Origin of the sequence: Actinokineospora diospyrosa (assembly GCF_024171925.1) — a bacterium.
GTDB lineage: Bacteria > Actinomycetota > Actinomycetes > Mycobacteriales > Pseudonocardiaceae > Actinokineospora > Actinokineospora diospyrosa.
Map to the genome: position 1 here is coordinate 173,627 of NZ_JAMTCO010000001.1, position 18,203 is coordinate 191,829.

Genomic DNA, 18,203 nt, shown 5'->3' on the forward strand with positions numbered 1-18,203 from the left:
CCTTATTCGCCCTTGCGCTGTTCGAACAGCGCCACACCCACCGGCGGCAACCCCACAACACTCGCCATGAGGTCGAGGAACGCCTCGCCGTGCGGCTTGAGCTCCCCGGTCGGCGTCCACGACGCGCGCAGTTCCAGGTCGTCGGTCCGCTCCGGGCCCGCGATGTCGCCGAAGCGCGCCGAGGAGGTGTCGGTGACCGTCCCGCCGAGCGCGGTGAACGCCGCCCCGGACGCCTCCAGCGCGTCGGTCAGCCACGACCAGCCCACGCTGGGCAGCAGCGGGTCGTCGGCCAGTTCGGCGTCGAGTTCGGCCCGGACGTAGGCGACCACGCGCAGCACCCCGTCCCAGGCCTCCTGGCCGTTCGGGTCGTGCAGCAGGATGAGCCTGCCGGTGGCCTGGACCTCGGCCGGGCCCAGCGCCTCGGCGGTGAGGGCGAACGCCCACGGGGCCAGCCGTTGCGGCGGGCGGACCTCGGCCAGCTGCAGCTCTGGCCGGGGGCGCAGCGACTTCAGCGCCTGGACGGCCTGGGTGAAGAGTTCAGGCGCGGTCGACGTTCCAGTCACGACTGGTAACTGTAGGACCACCCGAGTCGGTGAGGGGGTAGGGCGCGCCGAGGGTGCGCCACGGGTTCGGGCCACCGACAGTGTGAGCTTGCGCCCACGCGAACGGGGACACCGGGCGGCGTGGGAGCATGGGGGAGCGATGACTGAACTGATCACCCCGGCCGCCGTGCGCCGCCGGAGCCTGCCGTCCGCACCGTTCCTGGTCGCCGCGCGCGGTGGCGTGCCGGAGCGGGTGCCGGTGTGGTTCATGCGCCAGGCGGGCCGCTCGCTGCCGGAGTACCGGGCGCTGCGCGCCGGTACCGCCATGCTCGCCGCCTGCTTCGACCCGGCCATGGTCACCGAGGTGACCCTGCAGCCGGTCCGCCGCCACGGCGTCGACGCCGCCATCCTGTTCAGCGACATCGTGGTGCCGCTGGTCGCCGCCGGGGTCGACCTGGACATCGTCGCGGGCACCGGCCCGGTCGTGGCCGCCCCGGTGCGCGACGCCGCCGCCGTGCGCGCGCTGCCCGGGCTGCACCAGGACCAGGTCGAGCCGGTCGCCGAGGCGGTCCGGCTGCTCACCCGCGAACTGGGCGACACCCCGCTGATCGGCTTCGCGGGCGCGCCGTTCACCCTGGCGTCCTACCTGGTCGAAGGCGGCCCGAGCCGCAACCACGAGCGGACCAAGGCGCTGATGCACGGCGAGCCGGACACCTGGCACGCGCTGCTCGACCACCTCGCCGACACCGCGCTGACCTTCCTGCGCGCGCAGATCGACGCAGGCGTGGACGCGGTGCAACTCTTCGACTCCTGGGCGGGCGCGCTGTCGCTGCGCGACTACCGCGAGTTCGTCCTGCCGCACTCGCGCAAGGTCCTCAGCGGACTGGCCGACGCGGGGCTGCCGAGGATCCACTTCGGCGTCGGGACCGCGCACCTGCTCGGCGCGATGCGCGAGGCGGGCGCCGACGTGGTCGGCGTCGACTGGCGCACCCCGCTCGACGTCGCCGCGCGCGCCGTCCCCGGTGCCGCCGTGCAGGGCAACCTGGACCCGGCCGTGCTGTTCGCCGGGGACGAGGTGGTCCGCGCCGAGGTCAGCCGGATCGTCGCCGAGGGCAGGGCGGCCGCGGGCCACGTGTTCAACCTGGGCCACGGCGTGCTGCCGCAGACCGACCCGGATGTGATCACCCGCACCGTCGCGTACGCGCACAGCCTGCCGACCGGGCGCTGAGCGGTGCGGGTCGCGGTCGTCGGGGGCGGGATCTCCGGGCTGGCCGCGGCGCACCGGCTGCGCGCGCTGCTCGGCCCGACCGCCGAGATCACCGTCGTCGAGCAGGCCGACCGGCTCGGCGGCAAGATCCGCACCACCGAGCTCGCCGGTCGCCGCTTCGACGTCGGCGCCGAGGCCTACCTCGCCCGCCGCCCCGAGGTCAGCGCCCTGCTGGCCGAGCTCGGCCTCGCTGACGACGTCACGCACCCGACCCGGGCCCGCTCCACGATCCGCGCGGGCGGGGTCACCCGGCACATCCCCGGCGGCCACGTCATGGGCGTGCCCGCGAGCGCGGGGGCCGTCGCCGACCTGCTCACCCCCGAGGGCCTGGCCGGGGTCGCCGCCGAACCCGGGCTGCCGCCGCTCACCCTCGACGGCGACACCGCCCTCGGCCCCCTGCTGCGCGCCCGCTTCGGCGACGAGCTGCCCGAACGCCTGGTCGACCCGCTCCTCGGCGGCGTCTACGCGGGCAGCGTCGACGGCCTCGGCCTGCGCGCGACCCTGCCCGCCATCGCCGCCGCCCTCGACGCGGGCGCCACGTCCCTCACCGAGGCCGCCGCCCGCTCCCTGCCGACCCCGACCGGCCAGCCCGTCTTCGGCACCCTGCGCGCGGGCCTCGGCAGCCTGGTCGAGCGCCTCGCCGAGTCCGCCACGGTCCGCCTCGGCGTCCCCGTCCGCGAGCTGGCCAGGACCGCGACCGGCTGGCGGCTCGCCCTCGGTGCCAACGCCCCCGCCCACCAGCCGCCCGACCCGGTCCTCGACGTGGACGCCGTCGTGCTGGCCGTCCCGGCCGCCTCCGCGCGCAAGCTCCTCGACGGGGTCGTGCCCGCCGCGTCCGCCGCTTACGGGCGGGTCGAGGTCGCCTCCATGGCCGTGGTCGCGCTGGCGCTCCCGGAGGGCGCTGAGCTGCCGGGCACCTCCGGGGTGCTGCTGGGTGCGGGGGAGCGGCGCCTCGACGGCAGCCCGTACGCGGTGAAGGCGTTCACCTTCTCCGCGTCCAAGTGGGCCCACCTCGGCGGGGACACGGTGATCGTGCGCGGCTCGGTCGGCCGCTTCGGCGACCCGGGCGCGCTCAAGGCCGACGACGACGAGCTGGTCCGCCTGGTGCGCGCCGACCTAGTCGAGCTCACCGGGGTCACCGCGCCGCCGGTCGACGCGGTGGTGACCCGCTGGGGCGGCGGTCTCCCGCAGTACGCGACCGGGCACGCGGCGCTGGTCGCCGAGATCGAGCGCGCCGTCGCCGCCGAACCGGGGCTCGCCGTGGCGGGCGCGACCCTGCACGGCGTCGGCCTGCCCGCGTGCGTGGCGACCGGGGACGCGGCCGCCCGGCGTGTCGCTGACCACCTGGCGGCGCACCGGCCGGGGTGAGGGTGCGACCATGGTGGGCATGGCCCGCCTGAACTTCGCCGAGCTCAACGACACCATCCGCTACACCATGTGGTCGGTCTTCCGGATCGAGCCGGGCAGGCTGCCCGACGACCGCAGCGCCCCCGCCGCCGAGACCACCGAGTACCTCGATGCCTTGGCGGGCAAGGGGGTCGTGGTCCGCGGTGTGTACGACGTCGCCGGGTTGCGCGCCGACGCGGACTACATGATCTGGTGGCACGCCGAGGAGATCGAGCAGGTGCAGGCCGCTTACACCGGTTTCCGGCGCACCGCGCTGGGTCGTGCGTCCACCCCGGTGTGGAGCCAGGTCGCGCTGCACCGGCCTGCGGAGTTCAACCGCAGCCACATCCCGGCGTTCCTCGCCGGCGAGGAGCCGCGCCGCTTCATCTGCGTGTACCCGTTCGTCCGGTCCTACGAGTGGTACCTGCTGCCCGACGACGAGCGCCGCAAGATGCTGGCCGACCACGGCAAGGAAGCCCGCGACTACCCGGACGTGCGCGCCAACACCGTCGCCTCGTTCGCCCTCGGCGACTACGAGTGGATCCTCGCTTTCGAGGCCGACGAACTGCACCGCATCGTCGACCTGATGCGGCACCTGCGCGGCACAGAGGCCCGCCTGCACGTCCGCGAGGAGATCCCGTTCTACACCGGCACCCGGGTGGCGCCCGCCGAGTTGGTGGCGAACCTGCCGTGAGGCTGGTGGGCGACGAGCGGGTGGTCGCGGGGCCGTACCGGGTCGCCCACCTCGCCGCCCGCTGCGTTGGCCTGGTGACCGAAGCGGCGGGGGAGTTGTCGCGGTCGCGGGGCACTGAGCCGGGCCCGGTGTCGGTCGATGTCCGGCACGCAGCCGAGTCGTTCCGCAGCGAGCGCCACCTGTTGCTCGACGGCGCCCCGGTGGGGGACCTGTGGGCGCCGCTGTCCGGCGACTACCGGGCGCGGGACGGTTGGGTCCGGTTGCACTGCAACTACCCGCACCACGAAGCCGCCGTGCGCACTGTCCTGGGCGATGACGTCGCGGCGGCCGTCGCTGCCCGCGACGCGGACGACGTGGTCGAGTCGGTGCTGGCCGCCGGTGGTGCCGCCGCCGCGCTCCGATCGCCCGCCGCGTGGGCGGATCACCCGCAGGGGCGCGCGGTCGCCGCCCTGCCGGTGGTCACGGTGGAACGGGTTGGTGACGGTCCGCGCAGGACACTGCCCAGGGCAGACCGGCCACTCGCTGGGGTGCGCGTCCTCGACTTGACCCACGTGATCGCGGGCCCGGTCTGCGGTCGAACCCTGGCCGCCCACGGCGCCGACGTCCTGCACATCGGCGCGCAACACCTGCCGGTCATGCGGCCGGTGCTAGTGGACACAGGTTTCGGCAAGCGGAGCGCGCGGCTGGACCTACGCGAGTCCGAGGACTCGGCCCGGCTGCGCGACCTGTGGGCTGACGCTGACGTCATGGTCCAGTCCTATCGACCGGATTCTTTGGCGTCCAAGGGGTTCGGGCCTTCCGATGCTCCACAAGGGACTGTTCTGGTGACGTTGTCCGCCTATGGTGAGGTTGGTCCTTGGCGGGGTCGGCGAGGGTTCGACAGTCTGCTGCAATTGGCCACGGGGATCGCCTACCGGGACTCGGACGCGCCAGTTCCCCTACCCGCCCAAGCGTTGGATCACGGCACCGGCTGGCTTGCCGCCCTCGGCGTGATCACCGCACTGCGTCGACGGGCTGCCGTGGGCGGCACGTGGCACGTTCGTGTTTCGCTTGCCCGCACTGCGCTCTGGCTGGATTCGCTTGGCCGAGTTGACTCGGTGGAGGATCAGGCGCCGGTTGACGCGTATCTGTCTGAAGTGGATAGTCAACTGGGTCGGGTCCGACATGTGCGGGTGCCGGGTGATCTCCCCGGTGCTCCGCCGCGCTGGGATCACGGGCCGCATGTCCCGGGCTCCGATCCCGCGACTTGGTGGTAGCTCGTCGACCGGCAGTGACAGGGTGCGGCGGCGGTCCACCGCTGAGGCGGACCGCCGCTGCGCGTTGGGCTACTTCTTGATCAGGTAGGCGCGGATGATGGTCTGCTTCACCGTGCCGCCGCGGCCGTCGTCGGCCTTGGCGCGCAAGGAGACCGATGCGGCGGATCGGGGGTGGTCGAGCTGGACCGACCCGTCGCGGACCTGAGCGTGGCGCCAGGTCTTGCCCTCGTCGTAGGAGACCTCGACGTCGAGGTCGCGGGGGCGGATGTGCCTGCCGTCCTCCAGTTGCAGGGATACCGGGATGCTGAACCGGCCCGGGGACGCCGAGTTGTCCGGTCGGAGCTTCGCGTCGAACCGCACCGCCGACAACGGCAGAGTGGTCTGGCGCGAGTCCGAGCGGAACGTCCACGTCGCCGAGACCTTGGTGCTCACCAGGAAGCTGGCGTCGCGGGTGCCCTCGGTGTCGAGGCGGTAGTCGGCGGCCGCGGCGGGAACCGTGAACTGCCCGCTGCCCGCGCCCGCGGTCTCACCGACCTTCTTCCCGTTGCGGTACAACGTGGTCTTGCCCGCGCTGGTGAGCGAGTAGCCCGCGTTGCCAGGACCGTCGCTCCACAGGCCGACGTTGACCAGCAGGTTGCCGCCCTCCCGGACGGCCCAGGGGGCCGTCGAGCGGGGCAGGGCCGGGCCGAAGATCCCGTAGTTCGCCCGCAGCCGGTAGGTCTGGCCCGCTCGCGGGCGCAGCGGTTCGGCGAGGTAGTAGGAGTCGAGCTCCTGCGCGCCGACGGTGACGCCGCCTTCCCACTGGACGTTCTCGGCGGAGACGTGGTCGGTGATCTCCTGGTCGGCCGCGCGGCCGACCAGGACCAGGCCCGCGCGGCCGGTGAGCGAGGAGGCGCCGAGCGTGCGGCCCACCTCGCTGCCCGGCCTGCCCGCGCCGACCGTCGTGCGCAGCGTCGCCAGGTCCTTGCGGGTGAGGACCCTGGTGAAGCCGGTGGGCACGGACTTGTCCTGGAACCAGGCCAGGGCGTGGAAATCGGTGCCCGGTCCGTCCCAGAAGAACGCGTTCGCCGTCCAGGTGAACACGTCGGCGGGCAGGTCGGGGCCGATCTGCCCGGTCCAGAGCCCGTCGAGGGAGTCCAGGCCGAGCACGGCGCCGGTCCGGCGGTCACCGAAGCGGGCCTCGTAGCCGGTGAGGCCGAGCAGGGACGGGCCGGTGTTCGGCGCGCTCACCCGGACCGGTTTGGTCTTGCGCGCGTCGACCACGACCTCGGTCGCGCCGGTCGCCTCGAACCCGGGGTACGCCAGGTGCCGGGTCTCCGGGCCGCTGGTGTACACGCTGTCGAGGATGTGGCGCCCCTTGGGCAGGCGGACCTTGGCGGTGCCGTCCGCGCCGGGGAGCACGAACTCGAAGCCCTCGCTGTCCACGCCGAGCGCGGCGGTGTACCAGTTCGCGTTGGGCTTGCCGTCCGGACCCAGGTACTTGAGGGTCACGTCGTAGCTCTCGACCTCGCGGTCGACGCCAACCGGGGTGCGGCTGACCTGCCCGCCACCGGTCGCCACCACGGAACCGCTGAAGTACCCGTCAAGGGTGCCCAGCCGGGTGTCGGTGGTGACCGTGACCTTCGCGCTGCCACCGGCGGGCACGGTCACCTTGGCCGGGCTGACCGCGAGCAGACCGCCCGGGACGGGCTTGCCGTCCGGTCCGACCGCGTCGACCGCCAGGTCCAGGGTCACCGGCGCACTCGCGGCGTTCTGGTAGGTCAGCTCCTTGCTGACGGGTTTGTCGTCGTTGTGCGGCCACAGTTGCGTGCCGAAGCTGACCGTCGTGGGTGCTGTGGTCACCGCCTGCGCCACCGCCCTGGCCACGTCGACCCGGCCCGCGCCCTGGTCGAACCCGGAGGCGCCCGCGCTGGGCTTCGCCGAAGCGGTCAGCGCCGCCTTCAACTGCGCGCCGCTCCAGTCGGGGTGCTTCTGCGCGATCAGCGCCGCGGCACCGGCCACGTGCGGGCTCGCCATCGAGGTGCCCGACATCGCGACGTAACCGGGCTCGACCGGGTCACCGAGGAAACCGTCGGCCGACTTGGCCGCCGCGATCCCGGAACCGGGCGCGGTGACGTCCGGCTTGACCGCGCCGTCGCCGACGCGGGGTCCACGGCTGGAGAAGAACGACAGCGAGTCGTCGCGCTCCACCGACCCCACGGTCAGCGCCGCGTCCGCGCTGCCAGGCGAGCCGACGGTCTTCGCCCGGCCCGAGTTGCCCGCGGACACCACGAACAGCGTGCCCTTCTCCGCGCTGAGCCGGTTGACCGCCTCTTCGAGCGGGTCGATCTCGGGGGTGTCGCCCGCGCCGAGGCTCATGTTCACGATGTCGGCGCCGTTGGCCACCGACCACTCCACCGCGGCGATGACCCAGGACAGCTGCCCGCCCGCCAGGCCGAGCGCCTTGGCGTCGAGGATCTTGGCCCCGCTGGCGATGCCGCGGTACTTCGCGCCGGTGCCCGCGATGGTGGAGGCGACGTGCGTGCCGTGCCCGACGACGTCGGCGTCGGTCGGCTCGTCGGTGAAGTTGTGCTGGGCGATCTCGCGCGAGGCCAGGTCCGGGTGGGTCTGGTCGACGCCGGTGTCGACGACGGCGACCGTCACGCCCGCGCCGGTCAGCCCCGCCTGCCACGCCTGCGGCGCGCCGATCTGCGCGGCGCTGCGGTCCAGCGACGGCGCGACCCTGCGGTCGAGCCACACCTTGCCGCCCGCCCCGGTCAGCGCCCGCCACGAGTCGGCGAGCGCGGACTTGTCCGCGGCCAGCGCGCGGGCACCGCTGAGCGGCAGTTCGCGCACGGTCCGCACGCCTGCCGCCCGGGTGCTCGGGCCGGTCTGGATCAGCGGCAGGTCGGCGCGCCGGTCGTCGTAGCCCGCGTCGACCAGGCCCGCGACGTCGAACAGCTGCCGGTCGAGCTGCCCGGAGGCCACCAGCGGCAGCGCCTCGAGCGGGATCACGTAGACGTGCTCGCCGACGGTGAAGCTGCGGAAACCACCGCCCTTGCGGCGGGTGTCGGGCAGCAGGACCGGCCTGCGGGTGCCCGTCGCGTCGGCCTTGGTGAGGCCGACGCGGTCGCCGGTGATCAGGGTGACGGTCGTGGTCGGTTCGCCCGCGGTCGCCGCGGGCGAGGCCGCGGCCGGTGGGCTGAGCGCGACGGCGAGCCCGCCGACGAGCGCGGTGGCGGTCAAGGCCGCCGAGATTCTATTTCGCATGAAAGTACCCCGGTCCGTGATGGGAATGAGGGGACGCACTGAAGGGCCGGAACACCGGCACAGGAGAAATGAATGTCGAATGTCTAGCCCCAGTGCCGATGAAGCTATCCAGGCCGCTGTCGCGCCGCAATCCGCCAACTGACTGATTGATTCACGGTGCCCGGAGCGATCCGTTGGCGAAATCGCCGGTAAAGGCGCCGATTCGCGGTACCGCGAACCTGTCGGGGTCCGGGGCTAGCGTGGCGGGCGTCCGCGACGGCGCGGACGTCAACCACCCCCGGAGGTATCCCATGGTCACCCGTACGACCGCATGGCCCGCGGGCACGCCCTGCTGGGTCGATCTCGGCACCGACATCGAGCGCGCGAGCGCGTTCTACTCCGCCCTGTTCGGCTGGCGGGTGGAGCGCGGCCCGGCGGAGTTCGGCGGCTACGCCAACTGCTACGTCGGCGAGCACCCGGTGGCTGGCCTCGGCCCGCTGCAGGACGGCCAGGTCAGCGCCTGGACCGTCTACCTGTCCACTGAGGACATCGAGGCCGACGCCGCCAAGGTCGTCGCCGCCGGTGGCCAGGTCGTCGTGGCGCCGATGGCGATCACCGACCGCGGCTCGATGACCGCCGCCGTTGACCCGACCGGGGCGTTCTTCGGCCTGTGGCAGTCGAACCTGCACACCGGCACCAACCTCGCGGGCGAGCCCGGCTCCATCACCTGGAGCGACCACCTGAGCACGGATCCCGCGGCGGCGGAAGCGTTCTACGGCGCGGTGGCGGGCCACACCCACCGCGAGGTCTCGGCCGAACCGCGCTACGCCACGGTGCACCTGGGCGAGCAGGACGAGCCAGTCGCGGGCATCGGTGCCGCCGACGCGGGAACCCCGGCGCACTGGACGGTGTACTTCGAGGTGAGCGACGTCGACGTGGCGGTGGCCAAGGTCATCGAACTCGGCGGCACGGTGGAGCAAGAGCTGACCGACACCCCATACGGCAGGCAGGCGGTGGTGACCGACGACCAGGGCGCGCGCTTCGTGGTGATCACCTCACCCCGGTCCTGACCAGGGCTTGCCCGGCAGGCGGTGGCCGTCCCCCCAGTGGCGGCCGTCGTCGACCGGACTCGCCGGGGGCGGGCGGTGGGACCGGGTGCCACCCGAGCGCCACCACCGTCGGCCCAGTGGCGAGGGAGGTACCGATGAGCAAGTGGATCGGGTGCCGCGCACCGGTTCCCGGGCGCGAGCGACCCCGAAGACAGGTCGTCTGGTCCATCGCGGCGCTGTGGTCGACACCGCCGCCCGCCCCCGACCGCGGCCCCGCCGCCCGACTGGTCTGCATCTTCCAGCCCCCGCGCGGCTGACCCGCACCCGACCAGGGCAGGCCGCTTCGTCGATCGCCTCGTGGTTCGGCAGGGGCTCACACGCGATCCGAAGCGGCAACGCCCGGCCTGGTGGCGTCACCTGTCCACCCTTGGAGACGCCACCAGGCCACCCAACCCACCTGTGTGGTCGTCGCGGTACCGCTGCCTCTGTGTGCTTGTTGCTGTACATCTGCTGTTCCTTGGCGGCACCCGCCACCCGGCCTGGGCGCTAGCCCTTGCGGCGCCACCACCGGCGTTCTGGGCGCGGCGGCGTCATGTGGCCGTGTTCGACCGCCCATTCGGCGAACGCCGCCGCATCGTCGCGGAATCGCGAGCCTGCCTGTCGTGGATTCACGATGGCGTATTCGGCGAACAGTTCAGTGAATCGCTCGCCGAGATTCTCGGCCGTGTCCGGGTCAAGCTGGCTGACAATTCGACGGCGCTTCGCCAACAATGACGTCGCCTCGACGCGGAGTGCGTCTGGGTCGAACCCGCTGGGCGCTGAGCCGCCCGCGAGCAGGGCGCGCAGCAGTTCCCCCTGCGCCGCCGCCAGGTCCTCGCGGCTCACCCGGCCACCACCGCGCGGATCGCCGCCAGCTCGTCGGCCAGCACCGCGTCCGACGGGTACCGGTCGTCGCGCTCCAGCAGCACCCCCGGCGGCCGCACCCGTTCGCACAGCTGCGCCAGCAGGTCCAGCACCCCCTGGGGCACCGCGTGCGCGTGCGTGTCGTGGTAGACCCCGTCGATCTCCACGCCACCCGCGACGTGGACGTAGGCGAGGCGTTCCAGCGGGAGGCCGTCGAGCAGGTCGACCGGGTCCTCGCCGAGGTTGAGCGCGTTGGCCCACATGTTCGCCACGTCCAGCAGCAGCAGGCAGTCGGTGCGCTCGACGAGCTCGGTGAGGAACTGGGCCTCGGTCAGCTCCGCGTCCGGCCAGCGCAGCAGCGCCGCGATGTTCTCCAGCGCCAGCGGCCTGCCCAGGATCGACCTGGCCTGGTTCACGTTGGCCACCAGCACGTCCAGCGCCGCGCGGGTGCGCGGCACCGGCATCAGGTGCCCCGAGTCGAGCCCCCCGGCCCGCACGAAGCACACGTGGTCGCTCACCAGCGGCGCGTCGAGCAGCTCGCCCACCGCGCCGAGGTGCTCGACCCGGGCGGTGTCCAGCGGCTCGGCGCCGCCCAGCGACAAGGAGACGGCATGGGGGAGCACCGGGAGCCCCCGTTCGCGCAACACGCGCAGCGACTCCGGCAGGTGGTCGCGGTGCACGTTCTCCGCCACCACCTCGACGAAATCGACCCCCTGCATCCGCTCGACGGTCAGATCGATCTCCAACCGCCACCCGATGCCCACTCCCAGGTGCTCACCCATGCCGTCATCCTCCCCCTTCGTCCCCCAGTTCTCCCCACCCCCGGGGCGCTCAGCTCCCGCCACCACCCCCGCAGCCCCCGCCGCCACCGCAACTGCTGCCCCCGCCACAACTGCTGCCACCCCCGCAGCTGCTGCCACCGAAGTCACCACCCCCGCACCCCGCCGCGTAGCCCGAGCCGCTCGAGGTCGCGTGCAGTCCCGAGCGCACCCGCCGCCGGGTCCGCGAGCGCGGCGGCGGCACCTCGGCCGTGACGTCCGGGAAGTCCGGGTGACCCGCCAGGCCCTGCCGCGCGGTCGTCGAGGCGGTGTCGGACGCCGTCGACCGCTGGAACTCCAGCAGCGCCTTGTCGCCCGCGTACGTCCGCACCGGGATCGGCCGGGTCCCGATCAGCGCGGTCAGCCCGATCACGCCGATCACCGACACGGTGAGCCAGCCGGTGTCGTCGTTGGTCCGCAGCTCCAGCAGCCAGCGCAGGACGCCCACCGCGGCGAGCACCGCCATCGGCAGCGCCGAGAGCCGCGCCCACCGGCGCCGCCGCGCTACCAGCACCCCCTGGCGGACCATCGCCGCGGCGACTTCCGCCACCGCTTTGCTCGACACGACCTCGTCGACCACGAGCGCGACCGAGCGCGCTCGGCGCCTGCCGACCGCCGCGGCCACCGCCCGGTCCACCGCGTCGCCCCCCGGCCGGACCCCCTCGACCGCCTGCAGCTGGCCCTCGCGGCTGACCCGCAGCACGCCCCGGTCGACCAGCCGGGCGATGGACAGCTCCACCGCCCGCCGGGGGCCGCCCACGAGGTAGGCGAGTTCGCCCAGCTCGAGCTCGGCTACCTCGACCGCCCGCCCGGTCCGCGCCATGATCCGCGCCGCCGACGCGAGAAGTACCGCGAACAGCACGCCGACCAGGTACACCCGCAGGAAGTCAGGTCCTGTGACACCCCATGGTTGATCCATCGCTCCCCCTACCCCCGGGGGGAACCGCCCGTGACCGCTCCCGCGGGCGGATTCCCTCCTGTGCCACCGGTTTCTCGTCCCGGCTGGCGACCATGCTCCGCGCGGTGTGACCGGCGGCACAAGCGTGCTTGAGCAAGATTTAGGGGTACCGAGGGCGGGATTTAGGCTTCTTGACCTCGCCTTAAGGTGTTTCGCCGCTAAGACGCCTGATCCGGCACCAGCGTCAGCGACACCGAGTTGATGCAGTAGCGCTGGTCGGTCGGCGTCGGGTAGCCCTCGCCCTCGAAGACGTGGCCCAGGTGGCTGTGGCAGCTCGCGCACAGCACCTCGGTGCGGACCATGCCGTGCGCGCGGTCCTCGCGCAGCACCACGCTCTCCCCGGCCAGCGGCGAGAAGAACGACGGCCACCCGCAGTGCGACTCGAACTTGGTGTCGCTGCGGAACAGCTCGGCCCCGCAGGCCCGGCACCGGTAGACGCCGGTGGTCTTGGTGTCGGTGTACTCACCGGTCCACGCCGGTTCGGTGCCCGCTTGGCGCAGGACCGCGAACTCCTTGGCGTCGAGCTGCGCGCGCCACTCCTGCTCGGACTTGACCACGCGCGGGGTCGCGCCGACCACCGGTTCCATCGCCACGTGCCGCACTCCTCAGTTCTCGACTCGGTCTTCGACAGGCCTCGACCCGGGTCGCCCGGCGCCGGACTAGCCGAAGAGCACGCTCACGATGAACACCAGCGCGTCCCACGCGGCGACCACCACTCCCAACAAGATGAGCGTCGCGAGTATGCCCGCGGTCAGCCGGTAGTGGCCACCGAGCCGGTTCGCCGACTCGGCGAAGTCGCGCACCCCGCCCAGGTAGCCCTCGACGGTGTAGCTGGGGCGGACCTGCTCGACCCGGTCCAGGTGCTCGGCGAAGGCCCGCGCCTCCGGGTCGGCGGGGTCCAGCCCGATCAGGTCGTCGGTGAACCGGTCCTCGCGCGAGCGCCCGCACGCGCCCCCCGGCTCCTCGCCGCCGGACTCGCCGCGGTCCCCGAACGCTCCAGTGACGCCCATGGCTCAACGGTAACCCGGAGGTCCAGTGACCTGGCTTACCTCTCGCTGAGCGGACGCTCCTCGCCGGGGCCGTCGGCGTCCTTGAGGTGCACGATCGAGGTGAAGCCCCAGTCCTGCAGCTTGCCCAGCTGCGCGCCGAACTTGCCGCGCCTGCGCACCGGCGACACCGTGCGCCCGTCGCGGCGCAGCTCGCGCGCGGTGCCGGTGACCACGCTCAGCGGCACGTCGGCCTCGTAGAGCACCGCGACCGCGGCCCGGGTGTCGGCGCCCTCGATCAGGTCCACGATCCGCTCGAAGCCGATGGAGAACCCGCACGCGGGCACGTCACGGCCCAGGGACCGGCCGATGAGCTTGTCGTAGCGCCCGCCGCCCGCGATGGAGCTGGAGCTGGCCGGGTGCGTGATCTCGAAGATCTGGCCGGTGTAGTAACCCATGCCCCGCACCAGAGTCGGGTCGAACTCCCACTGAAGGCTGCCGAGGGCTGATAGCGCTGTCGCGGTCTCGGTGAGGTCGCCGAGGACCTCTTCGGGAAGACCCGGGACGGCGTCAGCCAAACGCTTGCCCAACGTTGCTGGATCGCCGCCCTGCAAGCCGGTGATGCTCTCCTGCAAGCGGTCGATCGCCGCGTCGTCGAGCCCCCGGCTCGGCAGCTCGGCGCGCACGCCGTCCCAGCCGATCTTGTCGAGCTTGTCGAGGGTGATGAACAGCCCGGTCCACGCCTCTTCCGGTAGACCCGCCGAGGCCGCGAGAGCGGAGAGGAACCGCCGGTCCGACACGCGCACGGTCGCACCGCTAAGACCCGCGGCGGCCAGTGCCTCCGTGGTCGCCTCGATCAGCTCCACCTCGGCCAGCACGCTCTCTTCGCCGAGCATGTCGATGTCGCACTGGTAGAACTGCCGGTAGCGGCCCTTCTGCGGGCGCTCAGCACGCCAGACGGGGCCGAACTGGAAAGACCGGAACGGCTGCGGCAGGGTCGCCTGGTTCGCGCCGTAGAAGCGGGTAAGAGGAACGGTCAGGTCGTAGCGCAGCCCCAGGTCGACCAGGTCGGACAGCGACGTCTCGGTGGCGACGACCTCGTCAAGACCCCGGCGCAACACCCGGTAGATCAGCTTCTCGTTCTCCCCGCCCTGACCACCGGTGAGCCGCTCGATGTTCTCCAGGGCGGGCGTCTCGATGCGCTGGTAGCCGTACCGGTGGTAGACCTCGGTGATCTTCGCCAGCACGTGATCGCGCACGGCGACGGTCGCGGGCAGCAGGTCACGGGTGCCCCGGGCGGGGCTGTTGTCCATCTTCACCGGTAGCGGTCCTTAGCTGTTGTGGTGTGACCACGTTACCGAGACACGCGCGCGGTTTTACCGCCGCCCGTAGGCTGGCGGCCATGGCGCCAGCGGAGGAGATCGAGGTCGGTGGCCGGGTGGTGCGGGTGTCCAATCCGGACAAGCCGTACTTCGCCGAGCTGGGGATCGTCAAGCGGCAGGTGGTCGAGTACTTCCTGGCCGTCGGGCCGGGCATCCTGGGCGCGCTGCGTGAGCGGCCGACCACGCTGGAGCGCTGGCCGGGCGGGGTGTTCGAGGGCGCCCACCTGTCCACCCGCGGCGACCACGGCGGCGACGCCTTCTACCAGAAGCGCATCCCCAAGGGAGCCCCCGACTACGTCGAGACCGCGCGGATCACCTTCCCCAGCGGCAGGCCCGCCGACGAGGTGTGCCCGACCGAGCTCGCCGTGGTCGCGTGGGCGGCCAACCTCGGGACGTTGACCTTCCACCCGTGGCCGGTCTCGCGCGGCGACGTCGACCACCCCGACCAGTTGCGCGTCGACCTCGACCCGCAGCCGGGCACCGACTTCGGCGACGCGGTCGCGGTGGCGTTCGAGACCAGGGACCTGCTGCGGTCGCTGGGGCTCGACGCCTTCCCCAAGACCTCCGGCGGCCGCGGCGTGCACCTCTACATCCCGGTGGAACCCCGGTGGACCTTCGTCGAGGCCCGGCGGGCGCTGATCGCGCTGGCCAGAGCGATGGAGCGGCGGCTGCCCGAGCGGGTCACGGTGAACTGGTGGAAGGAGGAGCGGGGCAGCCGGATCTTCGTCGACTACAACCAGATGGCCCGCGACCGGACCATCGCCTCGGCCTACTCGATCCGCCCGACCGCCCGCGCGCTGGTGTCCACGCCGGTGACCTGGGACGAGCTGGGTTCGGTGCACCCGGAGGACTTCAGCGTGCTGACGGTGCCCGCGCGCTTCGCCGAGGTCGGCGATCTGCACGCCGGGGTGGCCGAGCGGGCGTACTCGCTGGAACCGCTGCTGGAGATGGTCGAGCGCGACGAGCGTGACCACGGCCTCGGCGACCTGCCGTACCCGCCGGAGTACCCCAAGATGGCGGGCGAGCCCAAGCGCGTGCAGCCGTCGAAAGCGCGCGACTGAGCGGTCGCTCGCTGGCCGGATTCCTTTGTGGCCGTCCACTCGGTGATGGCGGGCGGCGCGGGCGGGGCAACCACAGTACGCGGGAATCCCCGTGGCCGCACCGAGGTTGCTCCATCCGGTTGACCGCGCTGTGATCGCCGGAATCGGACCGGCGGAAACGTCGGTCCGAGCACTTACACTGCCGGAGAGGCGCGGAGCGGAAGGGGCGCACCATGGCGGAGACCTATCTCGTCCGCTACGTCGGCGGGCCCCTCGACGGGCGGGTGGACACCCTGGACGGGGTGCCGGTCGACCCGCGGTCCACGGTCACCCACGTGCACCTGCATGGTGGCCCCAAGATCGTGCACCACTACGACCTGCACTACGCGCTGGAGTACGGCTGCGAGTACCGGGTCCGCGAGTCCTAAGTGGACGCGGGCTGGGGCACCGCGTTGCGCTCGCCGGGCGTGCCGATGATGAGCAGGCACAGCTCGCAGCGCGGTCCGTCGGACCCGCCACCGGCGAGGTCGGGCGGCGCGGCGTGGGTGCACGACGCGCGGTAGTGCTGGTGGCTGAGCCGGGCGCCCGCCGCCATCGGGAACGCGTGCAGAACGCCGTCGTAGCAGCTTCGCCACCACAGGTACCGGACGCTCATCACCGAGAAGCTAGGTCCCGCCGCCGCCGCGGGCACCTCGGGCCGCCCGAACGAGTGACTGTCGGTGCCACCCGGCACACTCGGCACCCGGTTGGTGCGACGGAGGGGAAGCACATGGCGGGGACACGGGCGGCGGAATCCAGGGCGCTCGACGACGGGGACGTCGAGCGGCTGCGCGCCGCGCTGGCCGAGGGCAAGCCCACCCCGGTGTGGTTCACCTCGGCCGCGGTGGGCGTCGAGGCCGGTCAGCAGGCGAAGGTCATCGCGTTCGACGAGCCGGCGGAGGGCGACTTCATCCAGGTGCGGCCGCACGGTTCGCGCGACGTGCTGACCTTCTCCCCGGCCGAGCTGACCACTGTCAAGCCGCCCGCCCGGCCCAAGCCGGTGGCGGTCGCGCCCCCGCCGCCGCCCGCCCCGGTGGCGGTCGTCGAGGGGATCGAGCCCGGCACCGCTGAGGAGCCCAAGCCCCGGCAGCGCAGGCAGCCGCAGCAACCGGTGGAGATCACCGTGACGCTGCACTCCACGCCGGAGGGGGAGTGGACCGTGGACGTGCTGGTCGGCAAGAAGCGCACGGTCCGCTGGGTCCCGGTGCCCGCGGGCGACGTCGCCAAGGTGGGGCGCCTGCTGCCCGCCGAGGTGGGCGAAGCGATCGGCGTCGCGATCACCACCGCCCGCGAACGCCAACTGCGGCGGGTGGAGCAGCTCAAGGCGGAGCTGGAGGCCGCCCAGCGCGCGCTGCGCGACCTGGGCTGACCGTCCACTGTGGTCGCACGGGTGACCGGGTCGCCGTGGTGCCCGTGCGCTGCGGTTGTGCGTGTCGAAGGTGGTGACCCGCCTTCGGCGAGTGCGCGGATCTGCTCGGTGTAGGGGCTTTGGCCTGGTCGTAGGTGACTGCCGGGTCGTGGACCTCGGGGGCGAGCACAGGGCACGTCGTGTGCCGCGGCCGGTCCGGCTCACTCCCGGCGGTAGCGGGTGGCACCGGCCGAGGCGGCGACCACGCAGACGACCGCGATCCACTGCGCGGGCCGCAACGCCTCGCCGAGCACCACCAGGCCTGCGAGCGCGGCGACGGCGGGTTCGAGGCTCATCAGCACGCCGAACACCCGGGGCGGGATGCTGCGCAGCGCGGTCAGCTCCAGCGAGTACGGGATCACCGACGACATCAGCGCCACCCCGAGCCCGGCGGCCAGCACCCACGGCTGCAGCAACGCCGTGCCCGCGTCCACGATCCCGAACGGCGCCACCAGCAGCCCCGACACCACCGCTGCCAACGCCAGCCCGGACCCGTCGGTGGTCCGGCTGCCCAGCGCGGCGCTCAGCAGGATGTACCCGGCCCAGCAGGCCCCCGCCGCCAGCGCGAACAGCAACCCGGGCACCGAGACCGCGCCGCCGGTGTTGGCGAGCAGGACGACGCCCGCGCCCGCGAGCAGCGCCCACAGCCCGTCCAGCCACCGCCGCGACCCCGCCAGGGCGACCGCCAACGGCCCCAGGAACTCCACGGTGACGGCGATGCCCAGCGGGATGCGCTCGAGCGCGGCGTAGAAGCACAGGTTCATCACCCCGAGCACCACGCCGTAAGCCAGGATCACCGGGATCGCCCGCCGCTGCGCCCTGATCGACGGCCGCCACAGCAGGACCAGCACCACCGCCGCCAAGACCAGCCGCAGCGTCACCGCGCCCGCCGTGCCCGCCACCGCGAACAACTGCTTGGCCAGCGCCGCCCCCACCTGCACGCTGACAATGGCCACCAGCACGCTCACCGTCGGCGGTACGGTGCCGACCAGCCCCGGAACCCGCGAAACCGACCACCGCGACGCTGCCCCCACGGCCCCAAGCTACCTCGCGCCGCACCCCGAGCCGCGCCCCAGGTCAGGGCCCCTGGCAACCCGTGCCCGTGGCTGCTTGAGCGGGCCGCTCCCCAGGTCGGAGCCGTTGTGGTGGGCGAGCTGACCGGTGCCGCCGCCGTCCATCGTTCGTGGCCTGCCTCAATGGTCTTCTCGTTCGCCACTGCGACGTTGATCGGCGGTTCGCCCGGGACC

Annotated in this window: 19 protein-coding genes; 9 read left to right on the top strand and 10 right to left on the bottom strand. The window is 73.0% G+C overall.

Features of this window, described 5'->3' with window-relative positions:
- Positions 1–2: 2 nt before the first annotated feature.
- Positions 3–563, bottom strand: coding sequence for a DUF3000 domain-containing protein (locus tag LV75_RS00750; RefSeq protein WP_253884593.1), 561 nt, complete (start codon positions 561–563; stop codon positions 3–5).
- A 139-nt stretch (positions 564–702) separates the two neighbouring features.
- On the opposite strand from LV75_RS00750, the gene hemE reads away from it, so the two are divergent.
- From hemE to LV75_RS00770, 4 genes are read left to right on the top strand one after another with little or no spacing between them, the layout of a single operon-like run.
- Positions 703–1,770, top strand: coding sequence for a uroporphyrinogen decarboxylase (gene hemE / locus LV75_RS00755; protein WP_253884594.1), 1,068 nt, complete (start codon positions 703–705; stop codon positions 1,768–1,770).
- Between the two features lie 3 nt (positions 1,771–1,773).
- Positions 1,774–3,177, top strand: coding sequence for a protoporphyrinogen oxidase (gene hemG / locus LV75_RS00760; RefSeq protein WP_253884595.1), 1,404 nt, complete (start codon positions 1,774–1,776; stop codon positions 3,175–3,177).
- A gap of 19 nt (positions 3,178–3,196) precedes the next feature.
- Positions 3,197–3,889, top strand: a complete 693-nt coding sequence (hemQ, locus tag LV75_RS00765; RefSeq protein ID WP_253884596.1) for a hydrogen peroxide-dependent heme synthase — start codon at positions 3,197–3,199, stop codon at positions 3,887–3,889.
- Positions 3,886–5,145 (top strand): CoA transferase, encoded by a 1,260-nt coding sequence (locus tag LV75_RS00770; protein WP_253884597.1) that lies wholly within the window; start codon positions 3,886–3,888, stop codon positions 5,143–5,145. Before hemQ ends, LV75_RS00770 begins: the two co-directional genes overlap by 4 nt.
- A 69-nt stretch (positions 5,146–5,214) precedes the next feature.
- On the opposite strand, the gene LV75_RS00775 is transcribed toward LV75_RS00770, so the two are convergent.
- Entirely contained in the window at positions 5,215–8,394 is a 3,180-nt protein-coding gene (locus LV75_RS00775) for a S8 family peptidase (RefSeq protein ID WP_253884598.1), read from the bottom strand.
- A gap of 290 nt (positions 8,395–8,684) precedes the next feature.
- Between LV75_RS00775 and LV75_RS00780 the strand changes: the two genes are divergently transcribed.
- Together LV75_RS00780 and LV75_RS00785 are read left to right on the top strand one after the other, a co-directional pair.
- Complete coding sequence (locus LV75_RS00780) at positions 8,685–9,443, top strand: VOC family protein (protein WP_253884599.1); 759 nt, start codon at positions 8,685–8,687, stop codon at positions 9,441–9,443.
- Between the two features lie 134 nt (positions 9,444–9,577).
- The gene (locus LV75_RS00785; protein ID WP_253884600.1) at positions 9,578–9,739 is read left to right on the top strand and encodes a hypothetical protein; all 162 of its coding nucleotides are present in this window, start codon (positions 9,578–9,580) and stop codon (positions 9,737–9,739) included.
- 229 nt (positions 9,740–9,968) lie between these two features.
- On the opposite strand, the gene LV75_RS00790 is transcribed toward LV75_RS00785, so the two are convergent.
- The 6 genes from LV75_RS00790 to hisS form a co-directional block, all read right to left on the bottom strand.
- Entirely contained in the window at positions 9,969–10,307 is a 339-nt protein-coding gene (locus LV75_RS00790; RefSeq protein ID WP_253884601.1) for an SCO6045 C-terminal-like domain-containing protein, read from the bottom strand.
- Positions 10,304–11,107: an MbnB/TglH/ChrH family RiPP precursor modification enzyme gene (locus tag LV75_RS00795; protein WP_253884602.1), complete on the bottom strand. Its 804-nt coding sequence runs from the start codon at positions 11,105–11,107 to the stop codon at positions 10,304–10,306. Before LV75_RS00795 ends, LV75_RS00790 begins: the two co-directional genes overlap by 4 nt.
- 49 nt (positions 11,108–11,156) lie before the next feature.
- Positions 11,157–12,062 carry a TIGR04222 domain-containing membrane protein gene (locus LV75_RS00800; RefSeq protein WP_253884603.1) on the bottom strand — a complete coding sequence of 302 codons (906 nt, stop codon included), beginning with the start codon at positions 12,060–12,062 and terminating at the stop codon, positions 11,157–11,159.
- Between the two features lie 197 nt (positions 12,063–12,259).
- The gene (gene msrB, locus LV75_RS00805; RefSeq protein ID WP_253884993.1) at positions 12,260–12,688 is read right to left on the bottom strand and encodes a peptide-methionine (R)-S-oxide reductase MsrB; all 429 of its coding nucleotides are present in this window, start codon (positions 12,686–12,688) and stop codon (positions 12,260–12,262) included.
- A gap of 72 nt (positions 12,689–12,760) precedes the next feature.
- Positions 12,761–13,111 carry a hypothetical protein gene (locus tag LV75_RS00810; protein WP_253884604.1) on the bottom strand — a complete coding sequence of 117 codons (351 nt, stop codon included), beginning with the start codon at positions 13,109–13,111 and terminating at the stop codon, positions 12,761–12,763.
- 35 nt (positions 13,112–13,146) lie between these two features.
- Positions 13,147–14,400 carry a histidine--tRNA ligase gene (gene hisS / locus LV75_RS00815; RefSeq protein WP_253884994.1) on the bottom strand — a complete coding sequence of 418 codons (1,254 nt, stop codon included), beginning with the start codon at positions 14,398–14,400 and terminating at the stop codon, positions 13,147–13,149.
- 89 nt (positions 14,401–14,489) lie between these two features.
- Here hisS and LV75_RS00820 point away from each other — a divergent pair, with 89 nt between their 5' ends.
- Both LV75_RS00820 and LV75_RS00825 read left to right on the top strand, forming a co-directional pair.
- A complete protein-coding gene (locus tag LV75_RS00820) occupies positions 14,490–15,530 on the top strand; it encodes a DNA polymerase domain-containing protein (protein ID WP_253884605.1) in 1,041 nt (346 codons plus the stop codon).
- 212 nt (positions 15,531–15,742) lie between these two features.
- The gene (locus LV75_RS00825) at positions 15,743–15,937 is read left to right on the top strand and encodes a DUF8847 domain-containing protein (protein WP_253884606.1); all 195 of its coding nucleotides are present in this window, start codon (positions 15,743–15,745) and stop codon (positions 15,935–15,937) included.
- Here LV75_RS00825 and LV75_RS00830 read toward each other — a convergent pair.
- Positions 15,934–16,164 carry a hypothetical protein gene (locus LV75_RS00830; RefSeq protein WP_253884607.1) on the bottom strand — a complete coding sequence of 77 codons (231 nt, stop codon included), beginning with the start codon at positions 16,162–16,164 and terminating at the stop codon, positions 15,934–15,936. The genes LV75_RS00825 and LV75_RS00830 overlap by 4 nt on opposite strands.
- A gap of 114 nt (positions 16,165–16,278) precedes the next feature.
- Here LV75_RS00830 and LV75_RS00835 point away from each other — a divergent pair, with 114 nt between their 5' ends.
- A complete protein-coding gene (locus tag LV75_RS00835; protein ID WP_253884608.1) occupies positions 16,279–16,917 on the top strand; it encodes a DUF6319 family protein in 639 nt (212 codons plus the stop codon).
- 200 nt (positions 16,918–17,117) lie between these two features.
- Here LV75_RS00835 and LV75_RS00840 read toward each other — a convergent pair whose 3' ends face one another.
- On the bottom strand, positions 17,118–17,990 hold the full coding sequence (locus tag LV75_RS00840) for an EamA family transporter (protein WP_253884609.1): 873 nt from the start codon (positions 17,988–17,990) through the stop codon (positions 17,118–17,120).
- Positions 17,991–18,203 lie beyond the last annotated feature (213 nt).